We start from the raw sequence: 16,441 nt of genomic DNA on the forward strand, positions 1-16,441 counted from the left end.
GCAACTCAGAGGCGGAGTCGGCCCCTCCGCGCCACACTTGACGGTGCCCTGACCGCAGCGTGTCCATGCATGTGAATGCCGTCTACGGACCTGAGCATTTTCGAGGAGATCCGCCCATGCCCGCTCCCCGCACCGTCCTGCTCACCGGCGCCGCAGGCGGCCTCGGCACGCTGATGCGGGGGCTGCTGCCCGCGTACGGCTACGAGCTCCGCCTCTTCGACGCCACTCCCATCGAGGGGGTGCCGGATGCGGTCACCGCCGACCTCGCCGACAAGGAGGCGCTGCGCGAAGCGGTGCGGGGCGTCGACGCGATCATCCACCTCGCGGGGATCTCGCTGGAAGCCCCCTTCGAGAAGATCCTGCGCGCGAACATCGAAGGGACGTACAACCTCTACGTGGCGGCCCGCGAAGAGGGCATCGAACGCATCGTCTTCGCCTCCAGCAACCACGCGGTCGGCTTCACCCCGCGCCCGCACGGGCTGCCGCCCTTCGCGTCGCACCAGCTGATCCCCATCGACACCCCGCGGCGCCCCGACACCTTCTACGGCCTGTCCAAATGCTTCGGCGAGGATCTGGCCCAGCTCTACTGGGATCTGCACGGCCTCGAGACCGTCTCCGTCCGCATCGGCTCCTGCTTCATGGAACCGACGTCCGTACGGATGCTGTCGGTCTGGATGAGCCCGGGCGACGGCGCCCGCCTCTTCCACGCCGCCCTCACCGCCGAGAACGTCGGCCACGCCGTCGTCTACGGCTCCTCCGCCAACACCCGCCTGTGGTGGGACCTCACGACGGCGCGCGCTCTCGGCTACGAGCCGCAGGACGACTCGGAGCAGTACGCCGAAAAGCTCGTCGCGCAGCAGGGCGAACTCGACCCGGACAACCCGGACCACGCACACCTGGGCGGCCACTTCACCACCAACCCGCCCCAGTGGCCGTACTGATCACGCCCAGGAAATTCGCGTGCCGAGCGGGCCGTGCCCCGGCCAGGATGTGGGCCATGGCCAAGCCCTTCGGATTCAGCTACGCGCAGCACGGCGACGGCAGCGTCGTCATCACCCACCGCGGCCGCGCGGCCGGCACGCTGCGCGGCGCCCGCGCCGAGAAGTTCCTGGCCGAAGTGGAGTCGGGCGACGCCCAGCTGGTCATGGCCCGCTGGACCGGCGCGTACAAATTCGGCAATGAGCGCACGGCCCGCAACCACCCGCGCAACAGATAGCCCGAAGGTAAGGGAACGGTAAAGCGCCCTCAATCGTTATCCCTGGCATGACAGCTATGACCCCCGGCTCGAACATCCCTCTCTCCGTCGCCCGCGTGGTGGTGGACGTCGCCGCCCCGGTGCGGCTCGACGTATCGGGCCTGCTGCTCACCGCCGACGGCAAGGTGCGCTCCGACGACGACTTCATCTTCTACAACCAGCCGGCGGGCCCCGGTGTCAGCTACCGCTCCGGTGGCGGCAGTGCGCCCGACGCGATCGTGGTGGACACCGCCGCCGTCCCGCCCGGTATCGAGAAGATCGTCGTCACGGCGAGCCCGGACGCCGCGGGACAGACCTTCCAGGGCATCGAGCCGACCGCCACCATCCGGAGCGCCGACGACGGCAGCGCGCTCGCCACCTTCACACCGCCGCAGCTCGGTGCCGAGACCGCGCTGGTCGTCGTGGAGATCTACCTCCGTAACGGCGGCTGGAAGGCCCGTGCCGTCGGCCAGGGCTATGCGAACGGGCTGGCGGGCATCGCCACCGACTTCGGCGTCTCCGTCGATGAGGAGCCCGCCGCCGCACCCGCTCCGGCCGCCACACCCGCCCCTGTGGCCGCACCGGCGCCGGCGCCGGTCGACCCGCGCCTGGCCGCGGCTCCGCCCGCCCCCTCCATGCCCCCGGCCGCACCCGCCGCCGGCGCCGGAAAGATCAACCTGGACAAGGGCCGGGTCAGCCTCCAGAAGAATCAGACCGTCTCCCTGGTCAAGGGCGGCCGACCGCTGCTCTCGCAGGTCAAGATGGGCCTCGGCTGGGAGCCCGCGTTCGGCGGCAAGGACATCGACCTCGACGCCTCCGTCATCGCCTACGGCCCCAACCGCAACCACCTGGACAGCTGCTACTTCGGCAAGCTCTCGATCCTGAACGGCGCGATCAAGCATTCCGGCGACAACCTGACGGGTGAGGGCGCGGGCGACGACGAGGTGATCGTCGTGGATCTGGGCCGGCTTCCTGCCGAGGCGACGGGCCTGGTCTTCACCGTCAACTCATTCTCGGGACAGAAGTTCACCGAGGTGGCCAAGGCCTACTGCCGACTGATCGACGCGGCGACGGGCGAGGAGCTGGTCCGCTTCGATCTCACCGGCGCGGAGCCGCAGACCGGCGTCATGATGGCAAAACTGATCAAGCAGTTCTCGGGCGAATGGGACATGACCGCCATGGGCGATTTCGTGAAGTCCCGCACCGTGCGCGGCATGGTGAAGCCGGCCGCCCAGGCACTGTGATCCGCCGAGCACCGTGACCTGCGCCGCCGGGGCCGCCATCGCTGCTAGGTGATGGCGGGCCCGGGGGCCAGGTCCTCAGAGTTTGGCCAGCTTGGAGTATGGGCTCAGGATTCTTCCCTGACGCCCCGAGAAGTCGACGAGCACAGCGGCGTTGTCGCCCTCGACTGCGATGACTCTTCCGAGTCCGAACTGGTCATGCGAGACCCGGTCCCCCACTTCGTATTGCTCAATGGGTGGGGCAGCCGCGGCCGGTTTGTTGAAGGGACTGGAGGGCAGGTAGCGCCGGGATCCGGCTGACTTTGTCATTACCTCGAGTATGCGCCCTCGGGCCCCCGCCACGCCACGTCAGAACAGCGCGCTATACGCATTGAGCGCGGGCTGGCCGCCGAGATGGGCGTAGAGCACGGTCGCTTCGGACCCGATCTCACCACGTGTGACCAGGTCTGTCATCCCGGCCATCGACTTCCCCTCGTACACCGGATCCGTCACCATCCCCTCCGTACGGGCCGCAAGACGCATCGCCTCCAGCGTCGTGGCGTCCGGGATGCCGTATGTCCCCGCGTGGTACCGCGCGTCCAGTTCGATGTCCTGATCCGGTAGCTCGCGCTCCACTCCGATGAGTGAGGCGGTATTGCGTGCGATGCGCCCGATCTGCTCCCGGGTCCGCTCCGGGGCGGCCGAAGCGTCGATGCCGATCACGCGCCTCGGCCGGCCGCCGGCCTCCTCGAGCGCCGCGAAGCCCGCGATCATTCCGGCCTGTGTACTGCCGGTGACCGAGCAGACCACGACGGTGTCGAAGAAGACCTCTGACGCCCGCTCCTGCTCGGCCACTTCGTACGCCCAGTTGGCAAAGCCGAGCCCGCCCAGCGGATGATCGGAGGCACCGGCCGGGATCGCATACGGACGGCCGCCGCTCTCCTCGACGTCGCGCAGTGCCTGCTCCCAGCTCTCCTTGACGCCGATCCCGAACCCGGCGCGCACCAGCCGGACGTCGGCGCCCGCGAGCCGGCTGATCAGGATGTTGCCAACCTTGTCGTACACGGCGTCCGGCCAGTCGACCCAGCTCTCCTGCACCAGTACGCAGCGCAGCCCGGCGTGGGCGGCGACGGCCGCGACCTGGCGGGTGTGGTTGGACTGCACTCCGCCGATGGACACCAGGGTGTCGCAGCCCTTGGCGAGGGCGTCGGCGACGAGGTACTCAAGCTTGCGCGTCTTGTTGCCGCCGTAGGCGATACCGGAGTTGCAGTCCTCGCGCTTGGCCCACAGTTCCGCGCCGCCGAGGTGGCGGGTCAGCCGGTCGAGCCGGTGCACCGGCGAGGGACCGAACAGCAGCGGATAGCGCTCGTACGACGTGATCGACACGCTGACTCCCTTGATTCGGATGATCAGAGAAGGTCCGGTTCGTCCGCAAGCTCTTCGAGCGCGCGCCAGATCCGCGCGGTGACCCGGGCCGCCTCGTCGGCATCGCCGGCGGCGCACGCTTCGATGAGCCGCTCATGCAGCTCGGCCGACCGCAGCGCGCTCGCCTCGGCGAACTGCCGCCACTCCAGCCTGCGGATCAGCGGGGTGTGGCGCGCGATCGTCGCCGCGACGGCGCGGTTGCCGCAGGCCCGTACGAGTACGTCATGAAGTTCGTCGTCGGCCTGCAGCGCCTCGCCGACGGCACCGGTGCGGGTCGCGCTCTCGAAGCGGCTGTTCGCCTGGCGCATCTCGGCGATGTCCTCGCCCGTGAGCAGCGGTACGGCGGCACTCGCGGCCAGCTCGTGCATGGCGCGCACGACGACGGCGGCCTCGCGCACGGCGCGCGGGTCGAGCCGCGTCACCCGCGTATAGCTCTGCGGCTTGGTCTCGACGAGCCCTTCCTCCGCGAGCCGTGCGAGCGCCTCGCGCACCGGGGCGCGCGAGAGCCCGAGCCGCTCGGCGAGGCCGGCGTCGCGCACGGGATCTCCCGGCGGCAGCTCGCCGCGCACGATGGCGTCCCGGATCGCCGCGTACGCCGTGTCGCGCAGCAGAGTCCGCCGTACCGGCCGCAGTGCACCCATGAACTGACATGTTAGATGTCAGCTCATAGGCGCACAACGGCCGCACTCATCCCCGGCTCACTTCCCGGGCTTCACGCCGAGGACTCAATTCCAGGGCTCACTTCCAGGGCCAGTCGGCATCCCGGCCCCGCTCGAGCAGCGGCACCATGCGGAAGGCCGCGTCAGTGAGTCCCCCGAAGGTGTGCCGGTTCGGCTTGCCCGACGGCGCGTGGCCGGCCCGGTAGCCCGCCAGGTTCCAGGTGTAGACCGGGATGTCCGCCGGGACCTGCTCGGTCGGGTCGCCGTGGTAGTTGTACGCCGCCTGCTCGTCGGTGACGATCAGCACCCGGTCGTGCTTCTTGTAGTGCCTGCGGACCGCCTCGGTGGTGTTGGTGCCGCCGAGGTCGCCGAAGCGCTCAAGGACCTTCAGTACGGACTCGCCCTTGCGGTACCTCACGGACGCGCTGCTCGTACCGAACTCGACGAGATCCGCGCGGTCCGCCCGCATCGCCACCGCCGCGCCGAACACCGCCGCCGCGTCGGCGCGGTTGAGCTCGGAGCGGTCCGAGAGCCGTGCCCACATGGAGCCCGAACGGTCGACCAGGATCAGCGTCCGGCCGGGCAGCGCGGGCACATTGGCCAGCGAGTGGCCGAGCGCCCGCTCCAGCGGGTACGACCAGCGCAGCGACGGCGCGTGCTGGTACGCGGCGAGGTAGCGGAAGGGGAACTGCCGCGATGCGGCGACCACTTCGGGATCCGAGATCTCCGCGGCGACCTGCGCGGCGACCTGGTCCGAGACGCCGGCCTCGTCGAAGTTCCGCAGGTTGCGGACCAGCGCCATCGGACCCATGGACGGGATGACGGCCTCCCAGGCCGCCGCGTCCATCGGACCCTGCAGCCAGCCCGCGAGCGCCTCCCAGGTCATGCCCGCCTCGGCGAGGCGCGCCGCGCCGTCGGGCGCGGTGATCACCGCGCGCCGCTCGGCGGCCGGCACCGCCATCAGCGCCCGGTGGGCGGTGAGCGTGCGGTTCGTGGCGGGCGGCTCGGCCGTGTCCGGGTTGTGCCGGCGGTCGAGGGCGTACTGGAACAGCGCGCCCTGCCACGGCTTCCCGGGGTCGGGCGAGGCGTGAACGAGGTTGAGGATGTCGCCGAAGCGGTAGCCCTTGGAGGCGGTGTCGTACTTCAGCAGCGACTTTCCGCTGTAGAGGCGGGACACGGCGTCCGCGATACCGCGCTTGACGGGCTTGGGGACATTGCGGCCGTACTGCGAGGTCCAGTAGCCGAGCATTTCGCCGGGCTCGTCAGCACGCCGTAGTACGGAGTCGACGACCTGACGGTTCGTCGGACCCGCGGTCACGGACGCGTCGAGGCGCGCCTTGACGTATTCGGCGGCGCCGACGATGGAGGCGGTCCGCATATTGCCCTCGCCGCGCAGCCACGCGAGCAGGCCGGCGGTCCACTCCGGGTCCTCGACGGCGAGTCGGCGTACGAGAGCGGTGAAGCGGTTGTCACGGTCGCCGCCGGACTCGTAAAAGGTCTGCTGTGAAACGAAGTTGGCGACGGCGAGCAGAAAGAGCTCGGAGCGTGCGTCGCGCTCGGCGCCGATGCCGCCCTGGTGGGTGCGGACGGCGCGACCGGTCGACCGCACGGGCGAGACGGCCCCTGCCTTGGTGGTACGGGTGTTGAAGCGTGCCATGTGAATTCCCCCGAATTCCTGGGGGAAGCGCAGCAAAAGGGTGCCCGAGATCAGGAGTCGGCGACGGACTTGTGCCGGGCGTGATTCCGGATTTCACCACCAGCCGTGGCTGGGCGGGATTCGAACCCGCAGCCTCCCGGTCCGAGGAAGTAACCGTTGCCTGCGCACCGGGCACCCCGAATGCTGAGCCTCCCGAGATCAAGAGTGGCTGCGGCGTGATTTCGTTGGAAGAAGTAGCCGCGGCCTTCGCACCGGGAGGTGCATGAAATTGTGGTGTGTCCAGAGATCGAGGCCGGCGGAACCGACAAGGTGCTCTGCCAACTGAGCTACACCGGCCCGAAGCCGGTGACGGGACTCGAACCCGCGGCCTCCCCATTAAGAGTGGAAGTAGGTCCTGCCTTCGCACCTGGACGAGGATCACTTTAGGAGAGCAACGTCCGGGTGCGCCAAGGGTTTTCCGGGGCAGCGACGGTCGCCGCGAAGAGGGTGCGTGAACACCTCGCCGCGGCGGGCTGCTACGCCCGTACCGGCACGAGGACGGTACGGGCGTACAACCGGGGCGGCTTCAATGGCGCCGTCAGAGCTGCCGTCAGAGGTGCCGTCAGAAGTGCTGCTACTGGCGCTTCCAGGGCCCCGTGATCGCGAGCATGATGCCCGGGGTCTGGATGTTGGCGTAGAGCGTCCGGCCGTCGGGCGAGAAGACGACTCCGGTGAACTCGCTGTACTCGGGCTCCGCTGCGGTGCCGATGTTCAGCTCGTTGCGCGCGATCGGGTACGTACGGCCGCGCTCGGTCGCGCCGAAGAGGTGCTGGACACCCTCGCCGTCCTCGGCGATGACCAGGCCGCCGTACGGCGAGACGGTGATGTTGTCCGGGCCGTCGAAGGCGCCGTCCTTGGACGGGTCGGAGTTGACGCCGAGCAGCACCTTCAGCGTGAGGGTGCGGCGCTTGGGGTCGTAGAACCAGACCTGGCCGTCGTGCTGGACGGGGCTCTCCTCACGGGCGTACGAGGAGACGATGTACACGCCGCCGTCGCCCCACCACATGCCTTCGAGCTTGCGGGCGCGGGTGATGTCCTTGTCGGCGAACTGCGTGCGCACGGAGACGGTGCGGCCGTCGCGGTCGGGCACGTCGACCCAGTCCACGCCGTAGACCGTGCCGATCTTCGTGGCGCGGGACAGATCGTCGACGAAGCGGCCGCCGGAGTCGTAGCACTTGGTCGCCTGGAGTGCGCCGGCGTCGTCGGCGAGCATGCGCAGCTGTCCGCGGCCGTGCCTGAAGCCGTGCGGCGGGACCCAGCGGAAGAGCAGGCCGTTGGGGCCGGAGGCGTCCTCGGTCAGAAAGGCGTGGCCGCGCTTGGGGTCGATGACGACGGCCTCGTGGGCGTACCGGCCGAAGGCCTTGATGGGCTTCGGGGCGCGGTTGGCGCGCCGGTCGCAGGGGTCGACCTCGAAGACATAGCCGTGGTCCTTGGTCATACCGTTCTTGCCGGCGAGGTCCTCGGTCTCCTCGCAGGTGAGCCAGGTGCCCCACGGGGTGCGCCCGCCGGCGCAGTTGGTGGAGGTGCCGGCGATGCCGACCCACTGGGCGACCTCGCCGCTGCGGTGCACCTCGACGACCGAGCAGCCGCCGGAGGCCGCCGGGTCGTAGACGAGGCCCTCGCTGAGCGGCACCGGGTACTTCCAGCCGGAGCGGGGACCCTTGAGCTCGTGGTTGTTGACGAGGAGGGTCACTCCGCGCGGGCCCTCGAAGGTGGCGGTGCCGTCGTGGTTGGAGGGGGTGAACTCGCCCGAGTCCAGCTTGGTGACACCGCTGTGGGTGATGATCCGGTACGAGAATCCGGCGGGCAGCGCGAGGATCTTCTCAGGGTCGGACAGCAGCGGTCCGTAGCCGGGGCCGTGGCTGCCGTGCCCCCCGTGTCCGGCCTGCTCCGCGGTGTCGGCGGCGTCCTCCGCGGCGAGAGCGCCGGGTGCGGTGGCGAGCGTACCGACGGCGCCGGTGAGGACGACTCCCGCGCCGGTGAGCGCGGACTGTCTGCTGAATTGCCTGCGGGTGAGCGGCATCGAGGTCTCCTGGGGGACGCATCCGACTGGCTGATGACGGCCACACACTTCCGCCCGCGCATAAACGGCACTTGAACACCGGCCTACATCGAGGCCCCGGGGGTTCAATTCCTGCCCCTGCCGGACGTCTGCACCGCAAAGCCGGCGCCCCGGGGTGCTCCAGGGCCTGCCCCAGTCGTCGGCCTGCGCCGCAAAGCCGGCGCCCCGGGCCCGAGGAACTCGCCCGGCCACGGGCGACATCCACACAACCACCGGCCCACCACCGCGCCGTGCGCACATCCTTCGCCGCTGCGCCGCGAAGCCGACGCCCGGGGCCCGAGGAACTCACCCGGCCACGGGCGACATCCACACAACCACCGGCCCACCACCGCGCCGTGCGCACATCCTTCGCCGCTGCGCCGCGAAGTCGGCGCCCCCGGGGCCCAATCCCTGCCCCGCTCGCCGCACGTCTCCGCCGCGAAGCCGACGCCCCGGGCCCGAGGAACTCACCCGGCCACGGGCGACACCCACTGAACCACCAGCCCGCAGCCGCGCCGCGAAGCCGGCGCCCTCGGGCCTCCCAGTCGTCGGTCTGCGCCGCGAAGCCGGCGCATCCGGGGTGCGGGGTACGGAGTAACCCCGCACCCTCCGCCCGGGGGGCCGGGGGCCTGCCCCCGGTTACGGGAAGGGGCGGGCTGGGGGAAAACCCCCCTCAGCCACCCGGCCGCGACCGCGCCTTGAACGCCGCCTTGCGGGCTTCCTTCGCCGCCCTCTTGTCCGGGTGCAGCCGGCCCATCGCCTCCAGTACGTCCGCAGTCGCCGGGTGATCCACCCGCCACGCCGCATCGAAGAAGCCGCCGTGCTGGCCGACCAGTCCCTCCACCAGGTCCCGGAGTTCCTCCAGGTCCCCCTCCGTGTCCAACTGCGCCGCGATCGTGTCGATCGCCAGCCAGAAGATCATCGACTCCGGCGGCGGCGGCACGTCCGACGCACCACGCTCCGCCAGCCATACCCGGGCCAGGCCACCCAGTTCCGCGTCGTCGAGGACCGCGCGGACCGCCGGCTCGGCCTGCGGGCCCACCAGGGTCAGCGCCTGCTGGCAGTGGAGGCGGCGCAGTGGAGCTCCCGCGTCCGCGCCGTGCGCCGCCGTGAGGAGTTCGCGCGCGGAGTCGGCCGGGGTGCGCCGGGCCAGCCACTGCTCGGTCTCGGCCCGTGCCGACAGCTCCGGATAGTGCGCGAGGCCGTCCAGGAGTGCGTCCGCGTTCTTGTCCGCCAGGTCCCCGACCGCCGGCGCGTTGATGCCCGCCTCCCGCATCCGGGCCCTGACGCCGTACAGGCCGAGCGGAGTGAGTTTGACCATCCCGTACCGGGACACGTCCTCGTCGTCGACCGGAGGCGCGGGCTCCTCGCCCTCCTCCGCCATCAACGCCTCGTCCACCGGCCGGTATTCGACCAGACCGATCGGCTCGAGCAGCCGGAACTGGTCGTCCAGCCGCATCATCGCGTCCGACACCTGCTCCAATACGTCGTCGGTGGGCTCGCCCATGTCGTCGGGCACGATCATCGACGCGGCCAGCGCGGGCAGCGGCACCGGCTCATCGCCCGCACCGCCCTCGGAGACGGTCAGGAGATACAGGTTCCCGAGGACCCCGTCGAGGAACTCGGACTCCGCCTCCGGGTCCCAGTCGAGCGTCTCGAAGTCGATCTCGCCGTCCTCGCCGATGGCGCCGGCCAGGTCCTCCAGAACAGGAGCGGTGGCGTCCGCGTGCACGGCCTCCAGGGCGTCCTGCCAGATCGCGAGGATGTCCTGCGGTCCGCCCGAGACGATCAGTTCGAGGTTCTCCCCCGCGCTGACCGTGCCGTACTCCGCATCGTCGTCCTGCGGCTCCTGGACTTCCACCAGCCCGGCGTCGACGGCGAGACGCCATGCCTCGCTCGCGTACGCCGGACCGTCGTCTTCGGCACCGAGCCCCAGCTCCTCCGCGGCCACGGGCAACTGCTCGTCGACGAGTTCGCCGCCGGCGCCGACCCGCGTCCCGGGACCCGCCCAGCGGGCGAGCCGGACGGCCCTGGTCAGCAGCGGCGTGGCCAGCGCGTCCCGCGCCAGCTCCGCGTCCGAGTGCAGCCGCACCGGCGGCAGGGTGGGGCGGTCTTCCGACATCTGGCGGTTCTCCTCGGGGCGTACGGGTGCGGGCGGCCCGGTGGGCGGCCCCCAGCGTAGACGCATTTCACCGGGTTTCGCCGAGCCCGGGCAGTACGCGCAGGGCATGCCGGGCGTCGCGCAGGCTCCCACATACCGATTCACCCACCCGTCGGTCGCCGTACACCCGTCAACCCTTGACAACTCCCCTACAAAACCAAGAGATTGACGCGCGTAGAACCATTTTGCGCCACCCCTCATCCCTCACTCCCGGAGTTCGTTGATGCCTTCCTCCGTCGTACCGAGAACCACCGCCGTCTCGGCCGTCGTCGCCGTCGCGCTGGCCGCAGGCCTGCTCGCAGGCTCCTCCGCGGCCTCCGCGGCCTCCGCCGCCGCCTCCGCCGGTGAGGTCCGGATCCATGACATCCAGGGCTCCACCCGGATATCCCCGCTGGTCGGGCAGCAGGTGACCGAGGTATCCGGCATCGTCACTGGCGTACGTACCTACGGCTCCAAGGGCTTCTGGTTCCAGGACCCGCAGGCCGACGCGGACCCCGCCACCAGCGAGGGCGTCTTCGTCTACACCGGCTCCAACCCGACCGTCACCGTCGGCGACCAGGTGCTGGTCTCCGGCACCGTCGGCGAGTACATCCCGGGCGGCACCTCCTCCGGCAACCAGTCGCTCACCCAGATCGCCAAGCCGACCGTCACCGTGGTCTCGTCCCAGAACCCGCTGCCCGCGCCGGTCACCGTCTCCGCCCGGTCGGTCCCCTCGGCGTACGCCCCCGCCGGTGACGCTGCGGCCGCCGGCAGCATCAACGCGCTGCCGCTGAAGCCCCGCGCCTACGCCCTGGACTACTACGAGTCGCTCGAGGGCAGCAACGTACGCATCGGCACCTCGCGCGTCGTCGGCGCGACCGACCCGCACGCCGAGCTGTGGGTGACGGTGAAGCCGCACGAGAACCCGGTCCGGCGCGGCGGCACGCTCTACAGCTCGTACACCGCGCAGAACACCGGGCGGCTCCAGATCCAGTCGCTGACGCCGCTCGCCGAGAAGCCCTTCCCCACGGCGAACGTCGGGGACGTACTGTCCGGCACGACCGAAGGGCCCCTGGACTTCAACCAGTTCGGCGGCTACACACTGACCGCGCGGACCCTCGGCACAGTGCAGAACCGTGGCCTGAAGCGTGAGGCGACGCGCAAGCAGCGCGACGGCGAGCTCGCGGTCGCCACCTACAACGTGGAGAACCTCGACCCGTCCGACCCGCAGGCGAAGTTCGACGCGCTGGCGGCCGCGGTCGTGACCAACCTCGCCTCGCCCGACATCCTCGCCCTGGAAGAGATCCAGGACGACAACGGCGCCAAGAACGACGGCACGGTCTCGGCCGAGGAGACGCTGAAGAAGTTCACCGCGGCGATCACCGCGGCCGGCGGTCCCGCGTACCAGTGGCGCACCGTCAACCCCGAGAACAACAAGGACGGCGGCGAGCCGGGCGGCAACATCCGTCAGGTCTTCCTCTTCAACCCGGCGCGGGTCTCCTTCACCGACCGCCCGGGCGGCGACGCGAAGACGGCGACCGCTGTCGTACAGGAGGGGGGCCACGCGGCCCTGACCCTCTCCCCCGGCCGGATCGACCCGTCCAACGCCGCCTGGAGCGACAGCCGCAAGCCGCTGGCCGGCGAGTTCACCTTCCGCGGCCGTACGGTCTTCGTGATCGCCAACCACTTCGGCTCGAAGGGCGGCGACGAGTCGCTGACCTCGCACCACCAGCCGCCGAACCGTTCCTCCGAGGCCAAGCGCCTCCTGCAGGCGCAGGCCGTGAACGCCTTCGTCAAGGACATCCTGAAGGCCGACCGCCGCGCCGATGTCCTGGCCCTCGGGGACATCAACGACTTCGAGTTCTCCGCGACGACGAAGGCTCTGACGGACGGCGGTGCGCTCTACCCGGCGGTCAAGTCCCTGCCCTGCTCGGAGCGTTACTCGTACGTCTTCCAGGGCAACAGCCAGGTTCTCGACCAGATCCTGACGAGCCCGTCGATCCATGACTTCGCGTACGACAGCGTGCACATCAACGCGGAGTTCGCGGACCAGAACAGCGATCACGACCCGCAGGTCCTGCGCTTCCGCCCGTAGTCGCTCGCAGTACCGCCGAAACACCGCAGTACGGCAGTACGTTCAGTACGGCAGTACCAGTCGGCTACACGCCCGCGCTGAGGCTCAGCGCGGGCGTGTACCGGTTCACGCCGCCACCTGTCACGCCGGGGAAGCTCCGCACCTTCTCCCACTGCGGAGTCCTCGACCCGACCCCGTCGCCGGGCGCGGCCAGCGCCTCGCGGTGTGCCTCGGCGCTCTCCCACTCGGCGTAGTTGAGCACCCGGGTCCCGTCGACGCCGATGTGGAAGTGCCCGGAGATCCCGCCCGGCTGCGGGTGCGGATCCGTTCCCAGGGCTTCGAAGACGCCGTCCACCCAGGCTCGTTGGCGCTCGGCGTCCGGCCCGTCGAACTCCACGTCCACGATCACCACACAGCCCGGGATCCGCCGGTCGTCCGTCCCGAGGCCGCCGCTGCGGTAGAGCTCGTAGGAGTGCGGCCCGAGCCGCTGGATGCCGGGCACGGCCGCGTCGATCTCCTCGTTCCTGTCGTCCCGGTAGGCGCGGAGGAACTCCTGGTAGGCGTCCTCGTCCTGCCACTGCGAGTAGTGGAGGAGCGTCCTGCCGTCCTCGCCGACGCAGACGCTGTACGAGAGCAGTCCGGCACAGGGCCAGTCCCGGCTCTGCCAAGCCTTGGAGATGGCCTCGACGGCGGCCCGCTGCCGCTCGGGGGTGCCGACGTCCCAGGTGGACGCTTTGACGAGGCCGACCCCGGCGCGGGTGAGGTCGGGCCGGGAGTCGGGCTGCACGGTCACGGTCATGGCGATGCCTCCTCGCTCGGCACGCCCCTTGTGGCGCGCCGCCGATCGCCATCCTGAAACGTGAACCATGGTTGAGGTCAACCCCGGTCAACTGCGGTCAACCGCCCACGCCCACATCGTTGTTGGGCGCGCCGTCCCCCACCGGCGGCAGATCGCCGCGCTCGACCGGCGCGGTGGGCACCTGCTGCGGCAGGATCTCGTCCAGCTCCCGGTCGTCCGCGTGGTGGGCAGCGTTGGCGGCGCGCCGCAGGGTGTCGCGGTCCACGGCCCCGTCGGCGCCGATCCGTACGACATGGCCGTCCTCGGCCCGCGCGTACTCGTGCGCGTTGCCGGACGTCCGGTACCAGAACGTGCCGTCCCGCTCGCACTTCACGGACCCTCCCTCCGCCGGATACACGGAGCGCTCCGCGCAGTTGGCCTCGGTCAGCGTTCCCCGGTCGACCCCCAGCTGTATCCGGCCGCCGCTCTTGGAGACGTACGCGCTGGAGAAGCCGTCGCCGCCGGAGACTCCGACAGACTGCTTCGCGAGGCTGTAGCCGTCGACGTCAGTGGCGTAGATGTGCTCCATCGCGGACTGCATATACCGGGCCCGCGCCTCCAGTTGGGACCGGTCGGGCGCCGGTCGTGCGGATCCCGACGGTTTCGAGGATCCTGCCGGTCCCGAGGGGTCTGAGGCTCCTGAGGCTCCTGAGGCAGCCTTCTCGGTGCCGCAGCCGGTCAGGACGAGAGGCAGCAGCAGAATCAGCGGGAGGTGGCGCACGGCTCGGATCATGGACACATCCTGCCGGGCGCGGCACAACGAACCGGCCGTGGCCGCGATCACCGTTCGGTGACGGGTAGCGGAGCGCGCGGTTCGCACGCCGGCGGCGTGCCCGGCGGTACCGGCTCACGACGAAGGATTCAGGAACGGACAGACCGCGTCGACACCACCTCCAACGCCGAATGCACACTCAATCGTTCAGCTCTGCTTGCCTCTCACCGCAAGAAAATCTAAGTGGACCTTCACGCTCTGCACGGCCGAAACTGCCGTATGACCACATCCCGCCCTTTCGGCCGCGCACTCTGCGCGATGATCACGCCCTTCACCGACGCCGGTGAGCTGGACCTGGACGGCGCCCGGAATCTGGCAGACCGTCTGGTGGCCGAGGGCTGCGACGGCCTCGTGGTGAACGGCACCACAGGTGAGTCGCCGACCACCTCGGACGCGGAGAAGACCGCGCTCGTACGGGCGGTGGTGGAGGCGGTCGGCGACCGCGCGTCCGTCGTCGCGGGCGTGGGCAGCGCGGACACCCGGCACACCGTGGAGCTGGCGCAGGCCGCCGAGGCGGCGGGCGCGGACGGGGTGCTGGTGGTGACGCCGTACTACAGCCGTCCGCCGCAGGCGGCTGTCGAGGCGCACTTCAGGCGGGTCGCGGACGCGGTCGGCATCCCGCTGATGCTGTACGACATCCCGGGCCGCACCGGCACCCGTATCGAGCCGGACACGCTGATGCGCCTGGCCGGGCATCCGCGGATCGTGGCCGTCAAGGACTGCGCGTACGACCTGCTCGGCTCGACGAAGGTGATCGCCCGGACCTCGCTGGCGTACTACTCGGGCAGCGAGGAGCTGAATCTTCCGCTGTACGCGGTGGGCGGTGCGGGTTTTGTCAGCACGGTCGCGAATGTCGCGCCGCGGCAGCTGCGGGCGGCGCTCGACGCATACGACGCGGGGCAGGTCGCGGAGGCCGCCCGCCTGAATCAACTCACCGCCCCGCTGGCCGAGTTGATGATGGCGTCGGGCCTGCCCGGCACGGTGACCGTGAAGGCACTGATCGAAGCGGGGCCGGTCCGGGAACCGCTGCAGCCCGCCGGCCGCGAGGCGACCGACGGCCTGCGCAGGGCGTACGAGGAGCTGCTCGCATCGACGTCCAGCCCGTCCGGCGTCTGAGGGCCGGGGGGCGGGCGGAGCCCCGAGGGCGCTCGCGGACAACCTCATGAGAACGGCCCCTGACCGACTTTCCTGGTCAGGGGCCGTTCACAGGGCGCCACGGTCGCACCAGCTGGCCGGCGGCGGCCAATTCCTTGGCGCGGACGGCTTCGGCGGCGCGGCGCCGGTCAACCTCGGCCGGGTCATGATCCCAGGTTGGGCGTCAGTTGTGGCTGTGCAGGACCTCGTTGAGGCCGCCCCAGACCGCGTTGTTCGGGCGGGCCTCGACGGCGCCGGTGACCGAGTTGCGGCGGAAGAGGATGTTGCTCGCGCCGGACAGCTCGCGGGCCTTGACGATCTGCCCGTCGGGCAGGGTGACCCGGGTACCGGCGGTGACGTACAGACCGGCCTCGACGACGCACTCGTCGCCGAGCGCGATGCCGACGCCCGCCTCGGCGCCGATCAGGCAGCGCTCGCCGATGACGATACGGACGTTGCCGCCACCGGAGAGCGTGCCCATGGTGGAGGCGCCGCCGCCGATGTCGGAGCCGTCGCCGACGACGACGCCCGCGGAGATCCGGCCCTCGACCATCGACGTGCCGAGCGTGCCGGCGTTGAAGTTGACGAAGCCCTCGTGCATCACGGTGGTGCCCGCGGCGAGGTGCGCGCCGAGGCGGACGCGGTCGGCGTCGGCGATGCGCACGCCCTTGGGCGCGACGTAGTCCGTCATCCGAGGGAACTTGTCGATGCTTGTCACGGCCAGGTGCAGACCCTCGGCGCGAGCGTTCAGCCGGACCTTCTCGACGTCGTCGACGGCGACCGGGCCGAGCGAGGTCCAGGCGACATTGGCGAGCAGGCCGAAGAGGCCGTCCAGGTTCTGGCCGTGCGGCTTGACCAGGCGGTGCGAGAGCAGGTGCAGACGCAGATACGCGTCGTGCGCGTCCAGCGGCTTGTCGTCGAGCGAGGCGATGACCGTACGGACGGCGACGACCTCGACGCCGCGGCGGACGTCCGGGCCGAGCGCCTTGGCGGCGCCCTCGCCGAGCAGCTCGACGGCACGCTCGGCGGTCAGCCGCTCGGTCCCGGCGGGGCCGGGCTCGGTGGACAGCTCGGGGGCGGGGAACCAGGTGTCGAGGACGGTGCCGTCGGCGGTGAGCGTGGCGAGCCCGGCGGCGACGGCGCCGGTGGTGCGAGGAGCAGTGGTGTCGGTCATGACAGAAAACTTAACCGGCCGGGGCGGGCGGGTG

Annotated in this window: 14 protein-coding genes, 1 tRNA gene and 1 pseudogene; 5 read left to right on the plus strand and 11 right to left on the minus strand. The window is 70.7% G+C overall.

The features are described from left to right. The first annotated feature begins 116 nt into the window (after positions 1-116). Genes ACFYXH_RS16850 through ACFYXH_RS16860 form a run of 3 tightly spaced genes read left to right on the plus strand, consistent with a single transcriptional unit; the run spans position 117 to position 2,478 of the window. On the plus strand, positions 117-941 hold the full coding sequence (locus ACFYXH_RS16850; protein WP_389563216.1) for an NAD-dependent epimerase/dehydratase family protein: 825 nt from the start codon (positions 117-119) through the stop codon (positions 939-941). 56 nt (positions 942-997) lie between these two features. After that, positions 998-1,216: a hypothetical protein gene (locus ACFYXH_RS16855; RefSeq protein WP_327322824.1), complete on the plus strand. Its 219-nt coding sequence runs from the start codon at positions 998-1,000 to the stop codon at positions 1,214-1,216. Between the two features lie 47 nt (positions 1,217-1,263). After that, positions 1,264-2,478 (plus strand): TerD family protein, encoded by a 1,215-nt coding sequence (locus ACFYXH_RS16860; protein ID WP_389563218.1) that lies wholly within the window; start codon positions 1,264-1,266, stop codon positions 2,476-2,478. A gap of 75 nt (positions 2,479-2,553) precedes the next feature. Here ACFYXH_RS16860 and ACFYXH_RS16865 read toward each other — a convergent pair whose 3' ends face one another. From ACFYXH_RS16865 to ACFYXH_RS16895, 7 genes are all read right to left on the minus strand, one after another. Beyond that, positions 2,554-2,784: a hypothetical protein gene (locus ACFYXH_RS16865; RefSeq protein WP_215093417.1), complete on the minus strand. Its 231-nt coding sequence runs from the start codon at positions 2,782-2,784 to the stop codon at positions 2,554-2,556. A 39-nt stretch (positions 2,785-2,823) separates the two neighbouring features. Beyond that, positions 2,824-3,840 (minus strand): 1-aminocyclopropane-1-carboxylate deaminase, encoded by a 1,017-nt coding sequence (locus ACFYXH_RS16870; RefSeq protein ID WP_389563220.1) that lies wholly within the window; start codon positions 3,838-3,840, stop codon positions 2,824-2,826. 23 nt (positions 3,841-3,863) lie between these two features. Continuing rightward, positions 3,864-4,520 (minus strand): GntR family transcriptional regulator, encoded by a 657-nt coding sequence (locus ACFYXH_RS16875; protein ID WP_389563222.1) that lies wholly within the window; start codon positions 4,518-4,520, stop codon positions 3,864-3,866. Between the two features lie 97 nt (positions 4,521-4,617). Further along, positions 4,618-6,195: a TROVE domain-containing protein gene (locus ACFYXH_RS16880; protein WP_389563224.1), complete on the minus strand. Its 1,578-nt coding sequence runs from the start codon at positions 6,193-6,195 to the stop codon at positions 4,618-4,620. Between the two features lie 343 nt (positions 6,196-6,538). Then, positions 6,539-6,608, minus strand: a tRNA-Lys gene (locus tag ACFYXH_RS16885). A gap of 200 nt (positions 6,609-6,808) precedes the next feature. Continuing rightward, the gene (locus tag ACFYXH_RS16890; RefSeq protein ID WP_389563226.1) at positions 6,809-8,257 is read right to left on the minus strand and encodes an alkaline phosphatase PhoX; all 1,449 of its coding nucleotides are present in this window, start codon (positions 8,255-8,257) and stop codon (positions 6,809-6,811) included. 691 nt (positions 8,258-8,948) lie between these two features. Next, positions 8,949-10,397, minus strand: a complete 1,449-nt coding sequence (locus ACFYXH_RS16895; RefSeq protein ID WP_389563227.1) for a hypothetical protein — start codon at positions 10,395-10,397, stop codon at positions 8,949-8,951. A 262-nt stretch (positions 10,398-10,659) separates the two neighbouring features. Here ACFYXH_RS16895 and ACFYXH_RS16900 point away from each other — a divergent pair, with 262 nt between their 5' ends. After that, a complete protein-coding gene (locus ACFYXH_RS16900) occupies positions 10,660-12,510 on the plus strand; it encodes an endonuclease/exonuclease/phosphatase family protein (protein WP_389563228.1) in 1,851 nt (616 codons plus the stop codon). A 64-nt stretch (positions 12,511-12,574) separates the two neighbouring features. Here the strand turns inward: ACFYXH_RS16900 and ACFYXH_RS16905 are convergent, their stop codons facing one another. Continuing rightward, positions 12,575-13,282 carry an antibiotic biosynthesis monooxygenase gene (locus ACFYXH_RS16905; protein ID WP_389563888.1) on the minus strand — a complete coding sequence of 236 codons (708 nt, stop codon included), beginning with the start codon at positions 13,280-13,282 and terminating at the stop codon, positions 12,575-12,577. Between the two features lie 103 nt (positions 13,283-13,385). Next, positions 13,386-14,060, minus strand: a complete 675-nt coding sequence (locus ACFYXH_RS16910) for a hypothetical protein (RefSeq protein WP_389563230.1) — start codon at positions 14,058-14,060, stop codon at positions 13,386-13,388. 258 nt (positions 14,061-14,318) lie between these two features. Between ACFYXH_RS16910 and dapA the strand changes: the two genes are divergently transcribed. Further along, positions 14,319-15,215, plus strand: a complete 897-nt coding sequence (gene dapA / locus ACFYXH_RS16915; RefSeq protein WP_389563232.1) for a 4-hydroxy-tetrahydrodipicolinate synthase — start codon at positions 14,319-14,321, stop codon at positions 15,213-15,215. Between the two features lie 88 nt (positions 15,216-15,303). On the opposite strand, the pseudogene ACFYXH_RS16920 reads toward dapA, so the two are convergent. Beyond that, a pseudogene (locus ACFYXH_RS16920) lies at positions 15,304-15,399 on the minus strand (muconolactone delta-isomerase); the annotation flags it as partial. An 18-nt stretch (positions 15,400-15,417) separates the two neighbouring features. Next, positions 15,418-16,407 carry a 2,3,4,5-tetrahydropyridine-2,6-dicarboxylate N-succinyltransferase gene (dapD, locus tag ACFYXH_RS16925; RefSeq protein ID WP_389563234.1) on the minus strand — a complete coding sequence of 330 codons (990 nt, stop codon included), beginning with the start codon at positions 16,405-16,407 and terminating at the stop codon, positions 15,418-15,420. Positions 16,408-16,441: the final 34 nt, after the last annotated feature.

Origin of the sequence: Streptomyces sp. NPDC002730 (genome assembly GCF_042888805.1) — a bacterium.
Taxonomy (GTDB): Bacteria; Actinomycetota; Actinomycetes; order Streptomycetales; family Streptomycetaceae; genus Streptomyces.